The 15,125-nt window shown below is 61.9% G+C and carries 13 protein-coding genes; 10 read left to right on the forward strand and 3 right to left on the reverse strand.

Annotation, left to right across the window (positions count from 1 at the left end; genetic code table 11):
* Positions 1-32: 32 nt before the first annotated feature.
* A complete protein-coding gene (gene gbcA, locus EA797_RS13770) occupies positions 33-1,322 on the reverse strand; it encodes a glycine-betaine demethylase subunit GbcA (protein ID WP_122166051.1) in 1,290 nt (429 codons plus the stop codon).
* 397 nt (positions 1,323-1,719) lie between these two features.
* On the opposite strand from gbcA, the gene gbcB reads away from it, so the two are divergent.
* The 8 genes from gbcB (at position 1,720) to fdhA (ending at position 12,314) form a co-directional block, all read left to right on the forward strand.
* Positions 1,720-2,820 carry a glycine-betaine demethylase subunit GbcB gene (gene gbcB, locus EA797_RS13780; RefSeq protein WP_122166054.1) on the forward strand — a complete coding sequence of 367 codons (1,101 nt, stop codon included), beginning with the start codon at positions 1,720-1,722 and terminating at the stop codon, positions 2,818-2,820.
* Between the two features lie 437 nt (positions 2,821-3,257).
* Entirely contained in the window at positions 3,258-4,511 is a 1,254-nt protein-coding gene (gene glyA / locus EA797_RS13790; protein ID WP_122166058.1) for a serine hydroxymethyltransferase, read from the forward strand.
* A 110-nt stretch (positions 4,512-4,621) separates the two neighbouring features.
* Positions 4,622-5,872, forward strand: coding sequence for a sarcosine oxidase subunit beta family protein (locus tag EA797_RS13795; RefSeq protein ID WP_122166060.1), 1,251 nt, complete (start codon positions 4,622-4,624; stop codon positions 5,870-5,872).
* Positions 5,873-5,928: 56 nt separating this feature from the next.
* The gene (locus EA797_RS13800) at positions 5,929-6,255 is read left to right on the forward strand and encodes a sarcosine oxidase subunit delta (protein WP_122166062.1); all 327 of its coding nucleotides are present in this window, start codon (positions 5,929-5,931) and stop codon (positions 6,253-6,255) included.
* Positions 6,252-9,284, forward strand: coding sequence for a sarcosine oxidase subunit alpha (locus tag EA797_RS13805; protein WP_122166064.1), 3,033 nt, complete (start codon positions 6,252-6,254; stop codon positions 9,282-9,284). The genes EA797_RS13800 and EA797_RS13805 overlap by 4 nt, the downstream gene beginning before the upstream one ends.
* Positions 9,285-9,365: 81 nt before the next feature.
* Positions 9,366-9,995 carry a sarcosine oxidase subunit gamma gene (locus tag EA797_RS13810; RefSeq protein WP_122166066.1) on the forward strand — a complete coding sequence of 210 codons (630 nt, stop codon included), beginning with the start codon at positions 9,366-9,368 and terminating at the stop codon, positions 9,993-9,995.
* A gap of 121 nt (positions 9,996-10,116) precedes the next feature.
* Entirely contained in the window at positions 10,117-10,974 is an 858-nt protein-coding gene (gene purU, locus EA797_RS13815; RefSeq protein ID WP_122166067.1) for a formyltetrahydrofolate deformylase, read from the forward strand.
* Between the two features lie 140 nt (positions 10,975-11,114).
* Positions 11,115-12,314: a formaldehyde dehydrogenase, glutathione-independent gene (gene fdhA / locus EA797_RS13820; RefSeq protein ID WP_122166069.1), complete on the forward strand. Its 1,200-nt coding sequence runs from the start codon at positions 11,115-11,117 to the stop codon at positions 12,312-12,314.
* An 88-nt stretch (positions 12,315-12,402) separates the two neighbouring features.
* On the opposite strand, the gene EA797_RS13825 is transcribed toward fdhA, so the two are convergent.
* Together EA797_RS13825 and EA797_RS13830 are read right to left on the reverse strand one after the other, a co-directional pair.
* Complete coding sequence (locus tag EA797_RS13825; protein WP_122166071.1) at positions 12,403-12,906, reverse strand: thioesterase family protein; 504 nt, start codon at positions 12,904-12,906, stop codon at positions 12,403-12,405.
* Positions 12,907-13,046: 140 nt separating this feature from the next.
* A complete protein-coding gene (locus EA797_RS13830; protein WP_122166073.1) occupies positions 13,047-13,265 on the reverse strand; it encodes a hypothetical protein in 219 nt (72 codons plus the stop codon).
* Positions 13,266-13,457: 192 nt separating this feature from the next.
* Between EA797_RS13830 and EA797_RS13835 the strand changes: the two genes are divergently transcribed.
* Complete coding sequence (locus tag EA797_RS13835; protein ID WP_122166075.1) at positions 13,458-14,435, forward strand: dipeptidase; 978 nt, start codon at positions 13,458-13,460, stop codon at positions 14,433-14,435.
* Between the two features lie 63 nt (positions 14,436-14,498).
* Positions 14,499-15,029 carry a 4-vinyl reductase gene (locus tag EA797_RS13840; RefSeq protein ID WP_122166077.1) on the forward strand — a complete coding sequence of 177 codons (531 nt, stop codon included), beginning with the start codon at positions 14,499-14,501 and terminating at the stop codon, positions 15,027-15,029.
* Positions 15,030-15,125 lie beyond the last annotated feature (96 nt).

Raw genomic sequence — 15,125 nt, forward strand, 5'->3', positions numbered from 1 at the left:
GGGGACGCCGTTCGGTGCTGAGGGTTGGTCTGTTATGTATTGATTTGCCGCAGATAAGGCGCGGCGGCAGAACCGAGGTTGTTCAACATGCGCTCGCTGTACCAATCGATGAAGTTGACCACGCCGAATTCATACGTCTTCGAATACGGCCCTGGCTGGTAAGCCGTGGAGTTGATTCCACGCTGGTTTTCCTCGGCGAGGCGGCGGTCCTGATCATTGGTGGCGTCCCATACCTGGCGCAGACGCGCCACATCGTAGTCCACGCCCTCTACGGCATCCTTGTGCACCAGCCACTTGGTGGTGACCATTGTCTCCTGAGCACTGATCGGCCAGACGGTAAAGACGATGACGTGATCGCCCATGCAGTGATTCCAGGAGTGCGGCAGATGCAGGATACGCATCGAGCCTAGCTCGGGGTTCTTGATCCGTCCCATCAGCTTCTGGCAACCCTGCTTGCCATCCATGGTCATCGACACGGTGCCCTTGAGCAGTGGCATACGCACGATGCGGTTGCGCAGCCCGAAGCTGGCATGGGCATAGGGAATCTGCTCGGCGTCCCACTTGGCAGCGGACTCGGCCACATGGTCCTTGAACGCCTGGCTGGCACGCGGATCGGTGACGTCATCCCATTCCAGCAGGGTATTGAGCAACTCCGGGTGTGAGCCGTTGCAGTGGTAGCACTCGCGATTGTTCTCGAGCACCAGTTTCCAGTTGGCCTTTTCCACCAGGGTGCTCTGTACCGCCACCTTGGTGTTCTCCATGTCGTAGGGTTCCATGTAGTGCGACAAGGTCGCCAGGAAGTCATCGATCGCAGGTGGGTTCTCAGCCAGTGATATGAAGATATAGCCGCCAGCCGTCTTGCACTGCACCGGCTTGAGCCCGTACTGATTGAGGTCGAAGTCCGTGCCCATTTCGGTGCCGGCGAACAGCAGGCGACCGTCCAGCTCGTAAGTCCACTGGTGGTAAGGACACACCAGTTTGGCGACCTTGCCCTTCTCACTCGTGCACAGCCGCGAACCACGATGACGGCATACGTTGTGGAAGGCATGCACAACGCCCTCCGCGCCGCGAACGACCAGAATCGGATTGCTACCGATCTGCAGCGTCATGAAGTTGCCCTTCGCTGGAATTTCGCAGGTCATGCCCGCAATCAGCCATTCCTTGTGAAAGATCTCCTGCATGTCGATCTGGAACAGCCGTTCATCGCTATAGAACGGTTGCGGGAGAGAAAAATTCGGCTCGCGCCCCTGCAGCATTTCGGCAGTGGCCTTACGCGCTGCTTCGAGCGGATCGCCCAGGCTCAGGTTGGAAGTGGCATCCATCGGTTGCTCCTCAAGCCGGCCGCGCCTTGCAGGCGTCTGTGGCTGGCGACATAAAGTGGCTATTCAGTAACTACGCAAGGCGGCGAGCCGGATTGCAGCCATGCCATCAAAAAGAAAGCGACTCCGGCGAGATCACCTTCCCTGCTCGGCTGCGACCGAGTGTGTCGCGGAGCAATGGTGAAACCTTATCCATGGGCGACAGGCACACATCCGTTTCCGACGCCCGAACGCCCGTGACATAGGGCTGGTCGCGATAAGCATGCCGATGTCGCGGGTAGGTAAGTGACCGAGTAGCGCGTTGCGCACAATTCTGCGCCAGAAGGGCCATGCGTCGTGGCAGTCGCAGCCCTGCAAAAGGGCCTTACAGGCCGTTGTAGCCAGCGCAATCGAGGTGAGCATGTCCAGCAATTTCCTCAATCCGGTCAATACCCAGACATGGACCAACGGCCGCCATCTGGTGCGCTGTGTGAAGGTGATCCAGGAAACCTGGGACGTTCGCACCTTCTGCTTCATGTCCGATCAGCCGATCATGTTCTTCTTCAAGCCAGGCCAGTTCGTCACCCTGGAACTGGAGATCGATGGCCAGCAGGTGATGCGCTCGTACACCATCGCCAGCTCACCCTCGGTGCCCTACAGCTTCTCGGTGACGATCAAGCGCATCCCCGGCGGCAAGGTATCCAACTGGCTGCACGACAACCTCACCGAGGGTGATCTGCTGCCGGTACACGGTCCCGTGGGCCTGTTCAATGTCATTGATTATCCCAGCGACCGGGTGCTGTTCCTGTCAGGCGGCGTCGGCATAACACCGGTCATGTCGATGGCGCGCTGGTATTTCGATACCAACGCCAACGTGGATATGGTGTTCGTCCACAGCGCACGCTCCCCCAAGGACGTGATCTTTCATCGTGAGCTGGAGCACATGGCGTCGCGGGTCAGCAATTTCAGCCTGCACATCATCTGCGAAAAACATGGCATGGGTGAGGCGTGGGCCGGCTACCGAGGCTATCTCGACCAGCGCATGCTGGAGCTGATAGCGCCCGACTTTCTTGACCGCGAAATCTTCTGCTGTGGACCGACGCCTTACATGAATGCGGTCAAGCGGCTGTTGACCGCCAATGGCTTCGACATGCAGCGCTATCACGAGGAATCCTTTGGCGCGACGCCGGCCGATGTGCGCATCGATGTTCAGGAACTGGCGGAGTTGGCGGCCGGGGAGCCTGACGTACCACTTGCCGACCTCAACCAGGTGGAGTTCACCGCAACCGGGAAAAGCATCCGCGTGGGCCCGCGCGACACCGTTCACTCGGCCGCCGCGCAGCTCGGCCTGCATATACCCAAGGCATGCGGCATGGGCATTTGCGGCACCTGCAAGGTAATGAAGACGTCGGGCGAAGTGATCATGGAGCACAACGGCGGCATCACCGATGAGGATGTGGCTGAAGGCTATATCCTGTCCTGCTGCAGCGTGCCGCAAGGCGACGTAGTCATCGATTACTGAGCCTTCCTGCCGGGCGCGATGACCGCGCTCGGCCGCTGTCTGTCCGTTATCTGCACGCCTGCCTGAACCCGCCAGGCGCTTCTCGCGCGCTCTTCAAGAGTACGCCCTTCCCCTCCAGTTCCCACCCACGCCAACGCACCCGGCGCAAGTTGCTGTAATTGAACCTCACGCTCGGGGATCGGACCGCAGTGCGCGCCTTTCTTCCCCTTTCTTTCAACTGCACCGAACAGCTTCAACGGCGCTTGGTGCCTGCCTTTGCGGCAAAAGCTGGCAAGCGACAGTGCGAATTCCGATAACGACGGAGGCATGTCGCAAACGAACTCTCACAAGACGCAGGCAGGCATCTTCCCGGCAAGGCCCAGCCCTACCATCGCATCCAGACAGACCAAGGCCTTCACCGAGGCGAATGGCGCCGCTGCGCCTTTAGGAGATCCGCGATGTTCAGCAAGCAAGACAAAATTCAAGGCTATGACGACGAACTCCTGGCGGCGATGGATGCCGAGGAAGCGCGTCAGGAACATCACATCGAACTGATCGCCTCGGAGAACTACACCAGCAAGCGCGTGATGCAGGCACAGGGCAGCGGGCTGACCAACAAGTATGCCGAAGGTTATCCGGGCAAGCGCTACTACGGTGGCTGCGAGCACGTCGACAAAGTTGAACAGCTGGCGATCGACCGCGCCAAGGAGCTGTTCGGCGCCGACTACGCCAACGTCCAGCCTCACTCCGGCTCCTCGGCCAACAGTGCGGTGTACCTCGCACTGCTGCAGCCAGGCGATACCCTTCTGGGCATGAGCCTGGCCCATGGCGGGCACCTGACCCACGGCGCCAAGGTCAGCTCGTCCGGCAAGCTGTACAACGCCGTGCAATACGGCATCGACACCGACACTGGCCTGATCGACTACGACGAGGTCGAGCGTCTGGCGGTCGAGTGCAAGCCAAAGATGATCGTCGCTGGCTTCTCGGCTTACTCGAAAACCCTGGATTTCCCGCGCTTTCGTGCCATCGCCGACAAGGTCGGTGCGCTGCTCTTCGTCGATATGGCGCATGTGGCAGGCCTGGTGGCCGCCGGCCTTTATCCGAACCCGATTCCGTTTGCCGATGTCGTCACCACGACCACCCACAAGACCCTTCGCGGTCCGCGTGGGGGCCTGATACTGGCCAAGGCTAACCCCGACATCGAGAAGAAGCTCAACGCGGCGGTATTCCCGGGTGCTCAAGGCGGCCCGCTGATGCATGTCATCGCCGGCAAGGCCGTGTGCTTCAAGGAAGCGCTGGAGCCTGGCTTCAAGGACTACCAGCAGCAGGTGATCAACAACGCCCAGGCCATGGCCAAGGTGTTCATCGAACGCGGCTTCGACGTCGTCTCCGGCGGCACCGATAACCACCTGTTCCTGGTCAGCCTGATCAAGCAGGGCATCACTGGAAAGGATGCCGACGCCGCCCTGGGTCGCACCGGTATCACCGTCAACAAGAACGCCGTACCCAACGATCCGCAGTCGCCCTTCGTCACGTCGGGGCTGCGTATCGGTACACCGGCCATCACCACGCGCGGGCTCAAGGAAGATCAGAGCATCGAACTCGCTGGCTGGATCTGCGACATCCTCGATCACCTCGGCGATGACGATGTCGAGGCGCAGGTGGCGCGACAAGTGGCTGGGCTGTGCGCCGACTATCCGGTGTACCGCTGATTCGCAGGGTGGAAGGCGCAGGTTCCTTCCACCCCCAGTTGGTGGATCGCTGATCTCCGCTACGAGTCGCATCACCGCTTCGAGGCGGTCGTTCTTCAGGAGCATTCGACATGCAACGTTATTCCGGCTTCGGCCTGCTCAAGCACTCATTCAGCCATCACGAAAACTGGCAGCGCATGTGGCGCAATCCCAAGCCCAAGCCGGTATACGACGTAGTCATCGTCGGCGGCGGTGGCCATGGCCTGGCTACGGCTTATTACCTTGCGAAAGTGTTCGGCGTTAAGAATGTCGCGGTGATCGAGAAGGGTTGGCTGGGCGGTGGTAATACCGCACGCAATACCACCATTGTGCGTTCCAACTATCTGTGGGACGAATCGGCGCGGCTCTACGAGCACGCGATGAAGCTTTGGGAAGGCCTGTCTCAGGACATCAACTACAACGTGATGTTTTCCCAGCGCGGCGTGTTCAACCTTGGCCACACCCTGCAGGACATGCGCGACATCGAGCGCCGCGTCAGCGCCAACCGCCTCAACGGTATCGACGGTGAAGTGGTAGATGCCCGGCAGGTGGCCGAGATGATCCCCTACCTGGACTGCTCGAAGAACACCCGCTACCCGATTCTCGGCGCGTCTCTACAGCGCCGCGGTGGTGTTGCCCGTCACGATGCGGTTGCCTGGGGCTATGCCCGCGCCGCCGACGCCCTGGGCGTCGATCTGATCCAGCAAACCGAAGTGATCGGCTTCCGCAAGGAAAACGGCGTGTGCATCGGCGTTGAAACCAACAAAGGCTTCATCGGCGGCAAGCGCGTCGGTGTGGTCACTGCCGGTAACTCCGGACACATGGCCAAGCTGGCTGGTTTCCGCCTGCCGCTCGAGTCCCATCCGCTGCAGGCTCTGGTGTCCGAGCCGATCAAGCCGATTATCGACACCGTGATCATGTCCAACGCCGTGCACGGGTACATCAGCCAGTCGGACAAGGGCGACCTGGTCATCGGCGCCGGTATCGACAGCTATGTCGGTTACGGCCAGCGTGGCTCCTACCCCACCATCGAACACACGCTGCAAGCCATCGTCGAGATGTTCCCGATCCTCTCGCGGGTGCGCATGAATCGCCAGTGGGGCGGCATCGTCGATACCACCCCGGACGCCTGCCCGATCATCGCCAAGACCCCGGTGCCAAACCTGTTCTTCAACTGCGGTTGGGGCACGGGTGGCTTCAAGGCCACGCCGGGCTCGGGTCACGTGTTCGCCGCCAGCCTGGCCAAGGGCGAGATGCACCCGCTGGCCAAGGCGTTTTCGATCGAACGGTTCCACAACGGCGCCTTGATCGACGAACACGGCGCGGCTGGGGTCGCACACTGATTTAGTGCCCCCTCCGCCGACGGCGGGGGGAGGAAGGTTTTCTGGAGGTACCGACCATGCTGCATATCTTCTGCCCTCACTGTGGCGAACTGCGCTCCGAAGAAGAATTCCACGCGGGCGGCCAGGCGCACATCCCTCGCCCACAGGACCCGAACGCCTGCACCGACGAGGAATGGGGCGACTACCTGTTCTTCCGTGACAACCCACGCGGGATTCACCACGAACTGTGGATTCACGCAGCCGGGTGCCGCCAGTACTTCAACGTCACCCGTCACACGGTGAGCTACGAAATTCTAGAAACCTACAAGATCGGCGAGCAGCCCAGCGTGACCGAGGCTTCGCTCGCTGCGAAGAAGGCTGTCGACCAAGGAGTAAGGGCATGAGCCAGGTCAATCGTCTTTCCCAGGGTGGCCGTATCGACCGCAGCCGGCCCCTGACCTTCAGCTTCAATGGTGAAACCTATCAGGGCTTCGTCGGTGACACGCTTGCCGCTGCGTTGCTGGCCAACGGTGTCGATGTGGTGGGTCGCAGCTTCAAGTACTCACGCCCGCGCGGCATCGTCGCCGCGGGTTCCGAGGAGCCGAATGCCGTGCTGCAGATCGGCGGCACCGAAGCTGCGCAAATCCCCAACGTTCGTGCCACTCAGCAAGCCCTGTACGCAGGCCTGACCGCGAAAAGCGTAAACGGCTGGCCGAGTGTCGACACTGACCTGATGGGTATTCTCGGCAAGGTCGGCGGCGGGATGATGCCGCCCGGTTTCTACTACAAGACCTTCATGTACCCGCAAAACCTCTGGCTGACCTACGAGAAGTACATTCGTAAGGCCGCAGGCCTGGGGCGCGCGCCGACGGTGAATGACCCGGACAGCTACGACCATCTGAACCAGCATTGCGACGTGCTGGTGGTCGGTTCTGGTCCTGCGGGTCTGGCCGCAGCCCTCGCTGCTGGTCGCAGTGGCGCCCGGGTGATTCTGGCCGACGAGCAGGAAGAGTTCGGAGGCAGCCTGCTCGCCACACGCGAGACGCTCGATGGCAAGCCCGCTGCCGACTGGGCCGCCAGCGCCATTGCTGAACTGGAAGCGATGGCGGAAGTGACGCTGCTGCCACGCGCCACCGTGACCGGCTACCACGATCACAACTTCCTCACCATTCACCAGCGCCTGGCCGACCACCTCGGAGAGCTAGCGCCCATGGGCGCGCTCGGGCAGCGAATCGTCCGTCAGCGCATGCATCGCGTCAGGGCCAAGCGTGTGGTGCTGGCGACCGGCGCCCACGAGCGCCCACTGGTCTATTCGAACAACGACGTGCCCGGAAACATGCTGGCCGACGCGGTTTCCACATATGTGCGCCGCTACGGCGTGACGCCTGGTCGTCAGTTGGTTTTGTCGACCAATAACGATTATGCCTACCGTGTGGTGCTCGACTGGCTGGACGCAGGCCATAAAGTGGTCGCGGTTGCCGATGCCCGCAGCAATCCACGCGGTGCCTGGGTCGAGGAAGCACGCCGGCGAGGCGTACGTGTTCTCGCCGGCAGTGCGGTGGTCGAAGCGCGCGGCAGCAAGCGGGTAACGGGCGCACGTATCTGTGCAATCGACATTGCCAGCCACAAGGTCACCAACGCCGGTGAGGTGGTCGATTGCGACCTGATTGCCAGCTCCGGTGGCTACAGCCCCGTGGTCCACCTCGCCTCCCACCTGGGCGGTCGTCCAACCTGGCGCGAAGACATTCTTGCCTTCGTTCCCGGTGAAGGCTTCCAGCAGCGTATCTGTGCTGGCGCCGTCAACGGGGTCTTTGCCCTGGGCGATGCGCTTGCCGACGGCTTCGAGGCTGGCGCCAAGGCTGCCGCCGATAATGGCTTCGGTGCTGTAACGGGGAGCCTGCCGACAGTCGAACAGCGTGTCGAGGAGCCGAGCGTCGGACTGTTCCAGGTCCCTCACGACAAACCCACTGAACGTGCGCCCAAGCAGTTCGTAGACCTGCAGAACGATGTCACCGCGGCGGGCATCAAACTCGCTACCCGTGAAGGCTTCGAGTCGGTCGAGCATGTAAAGCGCTACACCGCGCTGGGCTTCGGTACCGACCAGGGCAAGCTCGGTAACATCAACGGCCTGGCCATTGCCGCTCATTCGATGGGCATCAGCATCGCCGAAATGGGCACCACGATGTTCCGCCCGAACTACACGCCGGTTACCTTCGGCGCAGTCGCCGGTCGTCACTGTGGCGAGCTATTCGAGCCCAAGCGCTACACCGCCATGCAGAAATGGCACCTGGAGAACGGCGCCGAGTTCGAGGATGTGGGCCAGTGGAAGCGCCCCTGGTACTTCCCCAAGAAGGGCGAGAACTTGCACGCCGCCGTGGCCCGCGAATGCCTGGCCGTGCGCAATCAGGTGGGTATCCTCGACGCCTCCACGCTGGGCAAGATCGATATCCAGGGCCCGGATGCGCGCGAATTCCTCAACCGCGTCTACACCAACGCCTGGACCAAACTGGACGTGGGCAAAGCCCGTTACGGCTTGATGTGCAAAGAAGACGGCATGGTCTTCGATGACGGCGTGACCGCCTGCCTGGCCGACAATCACTTCCTGATGACCACCACCACCGGCGGTGCCGCACGGGTGATGGAGTGGCTGGAGATCTACCACCAGACCGAATGGCCGGAGCTGAAGGTGTACTTCACTTCGGTCACTGACCACTGGGCGACCATGACCCTGTCCGGCCCCAACAGCCGCAAGTTGCTGGCCGAGGTCACGGACATCGACCTGGAAAAAGAAGCCTTCCCGTTCATGAGCTGGAAAGAAGGCAAGGTCGGCGGCGTGCCCGCACGGGTGTTCCGCATCTCCTTCACCGGGGAGCTGAGCTACGAGGTCAACGTGCAGGCCGACTACGCGCTCGGTGTCTGGGAGCAGATCATCGAAGCGGGCAAGAAGCACGGGCTGACCCCCTATGGGACCGAGACCATGCACGTGCTGCGTGCCGAGAAGGGTTTCATCATCGTTGGCCAGGACACCGACGGTTCCGTGACCCCGGACGACCTGAACATGGGCTGGTGCGTCGGTCGCTCAAAGCCCTTCTCCTGGATCGGCTGGCGCGGCATGAACCGCGAGGACTGCCTGAAGGAAGACCGCAAACAGCTGGTCGGTCTCAAACCGCTGGATCCGAAGAAGGTCTTGCCAGAAGGCGCGCAGCTGGTGTTCGACCCCACGCAGCCAATTCCGATGACCATGGTTGGCCACGTGACCTCCAGCTACATGAGCGCAGCCATGGGCTATTCCTTCGCCATGGCCCTGGTCAAGGGCGGCCTCAAGCGCATCGGCGAGCGTGTCTTCGCGCCGCTGGTCGATGGCAGCGTGATAGAAGCCGAAATCGTCAGCTCGGTGTTCTACGACCCTAAAGGCGAACGGCAGAACGTGTGAGGTGAGCGTGAGGCTGGCGCGCCAGCCTCACCTCGGTACACCAGAATTCAACGGCGCAAAGTGGCGCCAGGCAGGTAACCCATGACCGCAGTGAACGTTTACAGACAACGGCCGGACACCCTCGAGGCGCAATCGCCGCTGCACCACGCAGGCCTCGCCGAGCTGGTCGGCAAGGGTCGCGCCGGAGCCGGCATACGCCTGCGTGAAAAAAAGCTGCGCGGTCACCTGACCCTGCGCGGCGATGCACACGACCAGTCTTTTGCCAGCGGCGTACAGGCTGCGCTCGGCCTGCCGTTGCCGGTCGCTCTGACACTGGTGGCAGACGGCGAGACGTCCCTGCAGTGGATGGGCCCGGACGAATGGCTGCTGATCGTGCCGCAGGGCGAAGAGTTCGCCGCTGAACAGAGACTGCGCGAGGCCTTGGCCGGACAGCACATCCAGGTGGTCAACGTCAGCGGCGGGCAGACCCTGGTCGAGCTTTCCGGGGAAAAGGTCCGCGAGCTGCTGATGAAGTCCACGCCCTACGATGTCCACCCGAGCAACTTTCCGGTGGGCAAGGCGGTGGGCACCCACTTCGCCAAGAGTCAGCTGGTCATCCGCCACACGGCCGAGGACGTGTGGGAGCTGGTGGTGCGGCGCAGCTTCGCCGATTACATCTGGCTCTGGCTGCAGGACGCCAGCGCCGAGTATGGGCTGGCGATCGAGGCGTGAGATTCACTTTAAGCCTGCTCCGGGGCGCACCGTTTGTAGGCTCGACAGCGCAAGCGTCGCCTCCCTGCCGGAACGCAGCGCATAGCGCCAACCTGAGTTTGTGCAGCATTCGGAGAACACCATGAGCCGCACGCCCGATACCTGGATTCTCACCGCACACAGCCCGAGCCTGCTCGGCACGGTGGACGTGGTGACCCGCTACCTGTTCGAACAGGGCTGCTACGTCACCGAGCACCACAGCTTCGATGATCGGCTGGTCAGCCGCTTCTTCATCCGCGTCGAGTTCCGTGCGCCAGACGGTTTCGACGAGGCGCAGTTCCGCACGGGTCTGATCGACCGCGTCACGCCGTTCGAGATGCATACCGAACTGACACCACCGGGCTACAGGGCCAAGGTGGTTATCATGGTGTCCAAGTCAGATCATTGCCTGAACGACCTGCTCTATCGCCAGCGCATCGGCCAACTGCCGATGGATATCGCTGCGGTGGTCTCCAACCACCCGGATCTGGAACCCCTGGCACGCTGGCACGGTATCCCCTATCACCACTTCCCGCTCGATCCGCGCGACAAGCCGGCCCAGGAACGTCAGGTGTTGCAGGTGATAGAGGACAGCGGTGCGGAGCTGGTGGTGCTCGCACGCTACATGCAAGTGCTCTCGCCCGAGCTCTGCCGCACGCTCGATGGGCGTGCCATCAACATCCACCATTCCTTGTTGCCCGGTTTCAAAGGCGCCAAGCCCTACCATCAGGCGTACCAGAAAGGCGTCAAGCTGGTGGGCGCGACCGCGCACTTCATCAATAACGACCTCGACGAAGGGCCGATCATCGCTCAGGGCGTCGAGCCCGTGGACCACACTCACTATCCCGAGGACCTGATCGCCAAAGGCCGCGACATCGAATGCCTGACACTGGCCAAGGCCGTCGGCTATTTCCTCGAGCGCCGCGTGTTCCTGCACGCCAGTCGCACGGTCGTGCTTTGAGACGCCAACACCACCAGGCGGCCAGCAGGTCCGCATCCAAGCAACTGCCGGCTGACGCAGACGGCAACTGACAGCTCCACTACAAGCCCGCGCGGCCTCCCGTCGCGCCTTGTATTCACAAAAACAAAGGAGAAAGGCAGATGGCTGACAATCGTGGCGTCGTTTATCTCGGCGCAGGCAAGGTCGAAGTACAACGCATCGACTATCCGAAAATGCAGGACCCACGCGGGCGCAAGATCGAGCACGGTGTAATTCTGCGCGTCGTTTCCACCAACATCTGCGGCTCGGACCAGCACATGGTCCGCGGGCGCACCACTGCTCAGACCGGCCTGGTGCTGGGCCACGAGATCACGGGTGAAGTGATCGAGAAAGGCAGCGACGTCGAGAACCTGCAGCTTGGCGATCTGGTTTCCGTGCCCTTCAACGTCGCCTGCGGCCGTTGCCGCTCCTGCAAGGAGCAACACACCGGCGTCTGCCTGACCGTCAACCCGGCACGCGCCGGCGGTGCCTATGGCTATGTCGACATGGGTGACTGGACCGGTGGCCAGGCCGAGTACGTGCTGGTTCCCTACGCCGACTTCAACCTGCTCAAGCTGCCCGACCGCGACAAGGCGATGGAGAAGATCCGTGACCTGACCTGCCTGTCCGACATCCTGCCCACCGGCTACCACGGCGCGGTCACCGCGGGCGTAGGCCCGGGTAGCTCGGTGTACATTGCTGGTGCCGGTCCGGTCGGTCTCGCTGCGGCGGCATCCGCGCGGCTGCTAGGCGCAGCGGTGGTCATCGTTGGCGACGTCAATCCAGTGCGTCTGGCCCACGCCAAGGCCCAGGGCTTCGAAATCGCCGACCTGTCCCAGGACACGCCACTGCACGAGCAGATCGCGGCTCTTCTGGGCGAGCCGGAAGTGGACTGCGCGGTTGATGCGGTTGGCTTCGAGGCACGCGGACATGGCCATGCGGGCGCGCAGAGCGAAGCGCCCGCAACAGTACTCAACTCGCTGATGGGCGTGGTGCGGGTCGCCGGCAAGATCGGTATTCCGGGTCTCTACGTGACCGAAGATCCGGGAGCAGTGGATGCAGCAGCGAAGATGGGTAGCCTGAGCATTCGCTTCGGTCTGGGCTGGGCCAAATCCCACAGCTTCCACACCGGCCAGACCCCGGTGATGAAGTACAACCGCGCCCTGATGCAGGCCATCATGTGGGACCGCATCAACATCGCCGAAGTGGTGGGTGTGCAGGTGATCAGCCTGGATGACGCGCCCAAAGGCTACGGCGAGTTCGATGCCGGCGTACCGAAGAAATTCGTCATCGACCCACACCGGATGTTCAGCGCCGCCTGAGCCAAAGCGCGGCCTGCGCCCGTCGCGCACAGGCATGGTGTCACCCTTTTTGGGGAGTCTTCTGGCTCCCCCTTTTTTGGGCGCTTGTTTATGCGCGCCCACTTGGTGGGCCGCCATGTCCGGCCTCGCCAGGAAGCCCAATCACCCGCCCGATGTGAATGGGCCTGGGCAAACCACGCTGCGTCTCGTGCAACGCCCGAACGGACGCCAGTACCTCCTCGTCAAAGGCCGACGAGCGCCCGACGCTACGGTCGATGTTCATCAGCATCTGCTCGCTGGCCGCCAGCAACTGCTCCTCACCGGGGCGATATAGAGCGAGATGGACGTGCAGACGCTTGTGGTCATATGCCAGCAGGTGAGTACGCACCTCGACCTCGTCACCAAGCTTTACCTCGTTCAGGTAGTTGAGATGACACTCGAGGGTATAGAGGGTATGCCCCGTTCGAGCTCGACCCGCCTCATCCAGGCCGATTCGATCCATGAGCGCATCCGTGGCATAGCTGAAGATCAGCAGGTAGAAGGCATCGCGCAGGTGCCCGTTGTAGTCCACCCATTCGGCGGGTATGGCGGTGCGGTAGCTGGTCAGGAGCATGGTGATGGTCGTCCTCGGAACTGGCAGTCGAGTGCGCTGAGCCCATGTCGCAGGCTCGACGACGCAACGGCTAATCTAGCAGTGAATGGTTTGCACCCCCACCGCTGTGGCGCGGCAATAGCGCATCGCTTGCGACGGCTTCATTCAGTAAAGCCGAAGCCGTGGCGTGCCTTGGTTTCCTTTATAGCCGCCAGCACGGCCAGCAGGCGGTCGTCGCGATAGCGTTCCAGTTCAGCAATGCTGCGCTGCCCCTGCTCTTGGCCGGCGCCTTCAACCCCACTGTCAATCAGCGCGTAGGCCAGCGGTGGTGCTTTCAGGCAAGCGCAGGGCATCTGCAAGGCCGGCCTGAACTGGGTCATGAAGTGGCATATGCCTTAGGCCACAAGCCCAGCATCCCTTGATGCGCGGTCGATGATCCATCTCGTGGAACCACGCCTGCCGTTTTAAGCAATACCCCAGTCGTTTTTGCATCGGGACGACATGCCCCCCAGGGATAAGCTGCCGCAAAGCGTCGACAAAGGTTTCGATGCGCCGCACTGGGGAGTTACCTGATGAACCCAACCGAACTGCACGCTGACAGCATCGTCATTGACGGACTGGTCATCGCTAAATGGAACCGCGAACTGTTCGAAGACATGCGCAAGGGTGGTTTGACGGCCGCCAACTGCACCGTCTCGGTATGGGAAGGTTTCCAGGCAACGGTCAATAACATCGCCGCCAGCCAGAAGCTGATTCGCGAGTGCAGCGATCTGGTCATGCAAGTGCGTTCCACGGCCGACATCCGTAAAGCAAAGGAGCTGGGCAAGACCGGCATCCTGTTCGGCTTCCAGAACGCTCATGCATTCGAGGACCAGATCGGCTACGTCGAGGTCTTCAAGCAGCTCGGCGTCGGCATCGTACAGATGTGCTACAACACCCAGAATCTGGTCGGCACGGGCTGCTACGAACGCGACGGCGGGCTGTCTGGCTTTGGCCATGAGATCGTCGCGGAGATGAACCGCGTCGGCGTCATGTGCGATCTCTCCCACGTGGGCAGCAAAACCAGCGAAGAGGTCATCCTGGCCTCCAACAAGCCGGTTTGCTACTCCCACTGCCTGCCTTCCGGCCTGAAGGAACACCCCCGCAACAAGTCCGACGAAGAGCTGAAATTCATCGCCGACCACGGCGGCTTCGTCGGCGTGACCATGTTCGCGCCGTTCCTCGCCAAGGGCATCGACTCGACCATCGACGATTACGCCGAAGCCATCGAGTACGTGATGAACCTCGTCGGCGAAGACGCCATCGGCATCGGCACCGACTTCACCCAGGGCCATGGCCAGGACTTCTTCGAGTGGCTGACCCACGACAAGGGTTACGCGCGCCGGCTGACCAGCTTCGGGAAGATCGTCAACCCGCTGGGCATCCGCACTGTTGGCGAATTCCCCAACCTCACCGAAACCCTTCTCAAGCGCGGCATGCCCGAACGCACGGTGCGCAAGGTGATGGGCGAAAACTGGATGCGCGTACTGGCGGACGTCTGGGGCGAATAAGGCTTGTCTCCCCTCTCTCACGGCGAGAGGGGCCAAATCAACGAATTCTGGAGTACCTGAAACATGTCCACCCACGCCCCTGAAATGCCCATCCAGGTCGACGACGAAACCGGCGTCTGGACCACTGACGCCCTGCCGATGCTCTATGTGCCGCGGCATTTCTTCGTCAACAATCACATGGGCATCGAGGAAGTTCTCGGCGCCGAGGCTTACGCCGAGATTCTCTACAAGGCTGGCTACAAGTCGGCCTGGCACTGGTGCGAGAAGGAAGCCGAGTGCCACGGTCTGGTCGGCGTTGAAGTCTTCGAACACTACATGAAGCGCCTGTCACAGCGAGGCTGGGGGCTGTTCAAGATCCAGTCGATCGACCTGGACGCGGGCACCTGCGAAGTGCGCCTGGACCATTCGGCCTTTGTCTACGTGTACGGCAAATGCGGCCGCCCGGTGGATTACATGTTCACCGGCTGGTTCGCCGGTGCCATGGACCAGATTCTCCAAGCCAAGGGCAGCAGCATCCGCACCGTCGCCGAACAGGTCTACGGCGCGTCGCAGGACGGCCATGACCACGGCTTGTTCCGCGTCAAACCACTCTAAAAAAGGTATGCGTGAGGAGCTTCAGCCGCAGCATCATCGCCGCTGAAGCATCCCCGCAGAGAAACCGCTAGGCCGCTTTTCCGTGAGGGTGCCGCA

The sequence above is a fragment of the Stutzerimonas zhaodongensis genome, assembly GCF_003696365.1.
In the GTDB taxonomy this organism is placed as follows: Bacteria; Pseudomonadota; Gammaproteobacteria; order Pseudomonadales; family Pseudomonadaceae; genus Stutzerimonas; species Stutzerimonas zhaodongensis.

Bases quoted from the DNA above. Each gene is read 5' to 3' on its own strand.
- gbcA (WP_122166051.1), bottom strand. From the start codon at position 1,322: ATGGATGCCACTTCCAACCTGAGCCTGGGCGATCCGCTCGAAGCAGCG.
- gbcB (WP_122166054.1), top strand. From the start codon at position 1,720: ATGTCCAGCAATTTCCTCAATCCGGTCAATACCCAGACATGGACCAAC.
- glyA (WP_122166058.1), top strand. From the start codon at position 3,258: ATGTTCAGCAAGCAAGACAAAATTCAAGGCTATGACGACGAACTCCTG.
- EA797_RS13795 (WP_122166060.1), top strand. From the start codon at position 4,622: ATGCAACGTTATTCCGGCTTCGGCCTGCTCAAGCACTCATTCAGCCAT.
- EA797_RS13800 (WP_122166062.1), top strand. From the start codon at position 5,929: ATGCTGCATATCTTCTGCCCTCACTGTGGCGAACTGCGCTCCGAAGAA.
- EA797_RS13805 (WP_122166064.1), top strand. From the start codon at position 6,252: ATGAGCCAGGTCAATCGTCTTTCCCAGGGTGGCCGTATCGACCGCAGC.
- EA797_RS13810 (WP_122166066.1), top strand. From the start codon at position 9,366: ATGACCGCAGTGAACGTTTACAGACAACGGCCGGACACCCTCGAGGCG.
- purU (WP_122166067.1), top strand. From the start codon at position 10,117: ATGAGCCGCACGCCCGATACCTGGATTCTCACCGCACACAGCCCGAGC.
- fdhA (WP_122166069.1), top strand. From the start codon at position 11,115: ATGGCTGACAATCGTGGCGTCGTTTATCTCGGCGCAGGCAAGGTCGAA.
- EA797_RS13825 (WP_122166071.1), bottom strand. From the start codon at position 12,906: ATGCTCCTGACCAGCTACCGCACCGCCATACCCGCCGAATGGGTGGAC.
- EA797_RS13830 (WP_122166073.1), bottom strand. From the start codon at position 13,265: ATGACCCAGTTCAGGCCGGCCTTGCAGATGCCCTGCGCTTGCCTGAAA.
- EA797_RS13835 (WP_122166075.1), top strand. From the start codon at position 13,458: ATGAACCCAACCGAACTGCACGCTGACAGCATCGTCATTGACGGACTG.
- EA797_RS13840 (WP_122166077.1), top strand. From the start codon at position 14,499: ATGTCCACCCACGCCCCTGAAATGCCCATCCAGGTCGACGACGAAACC.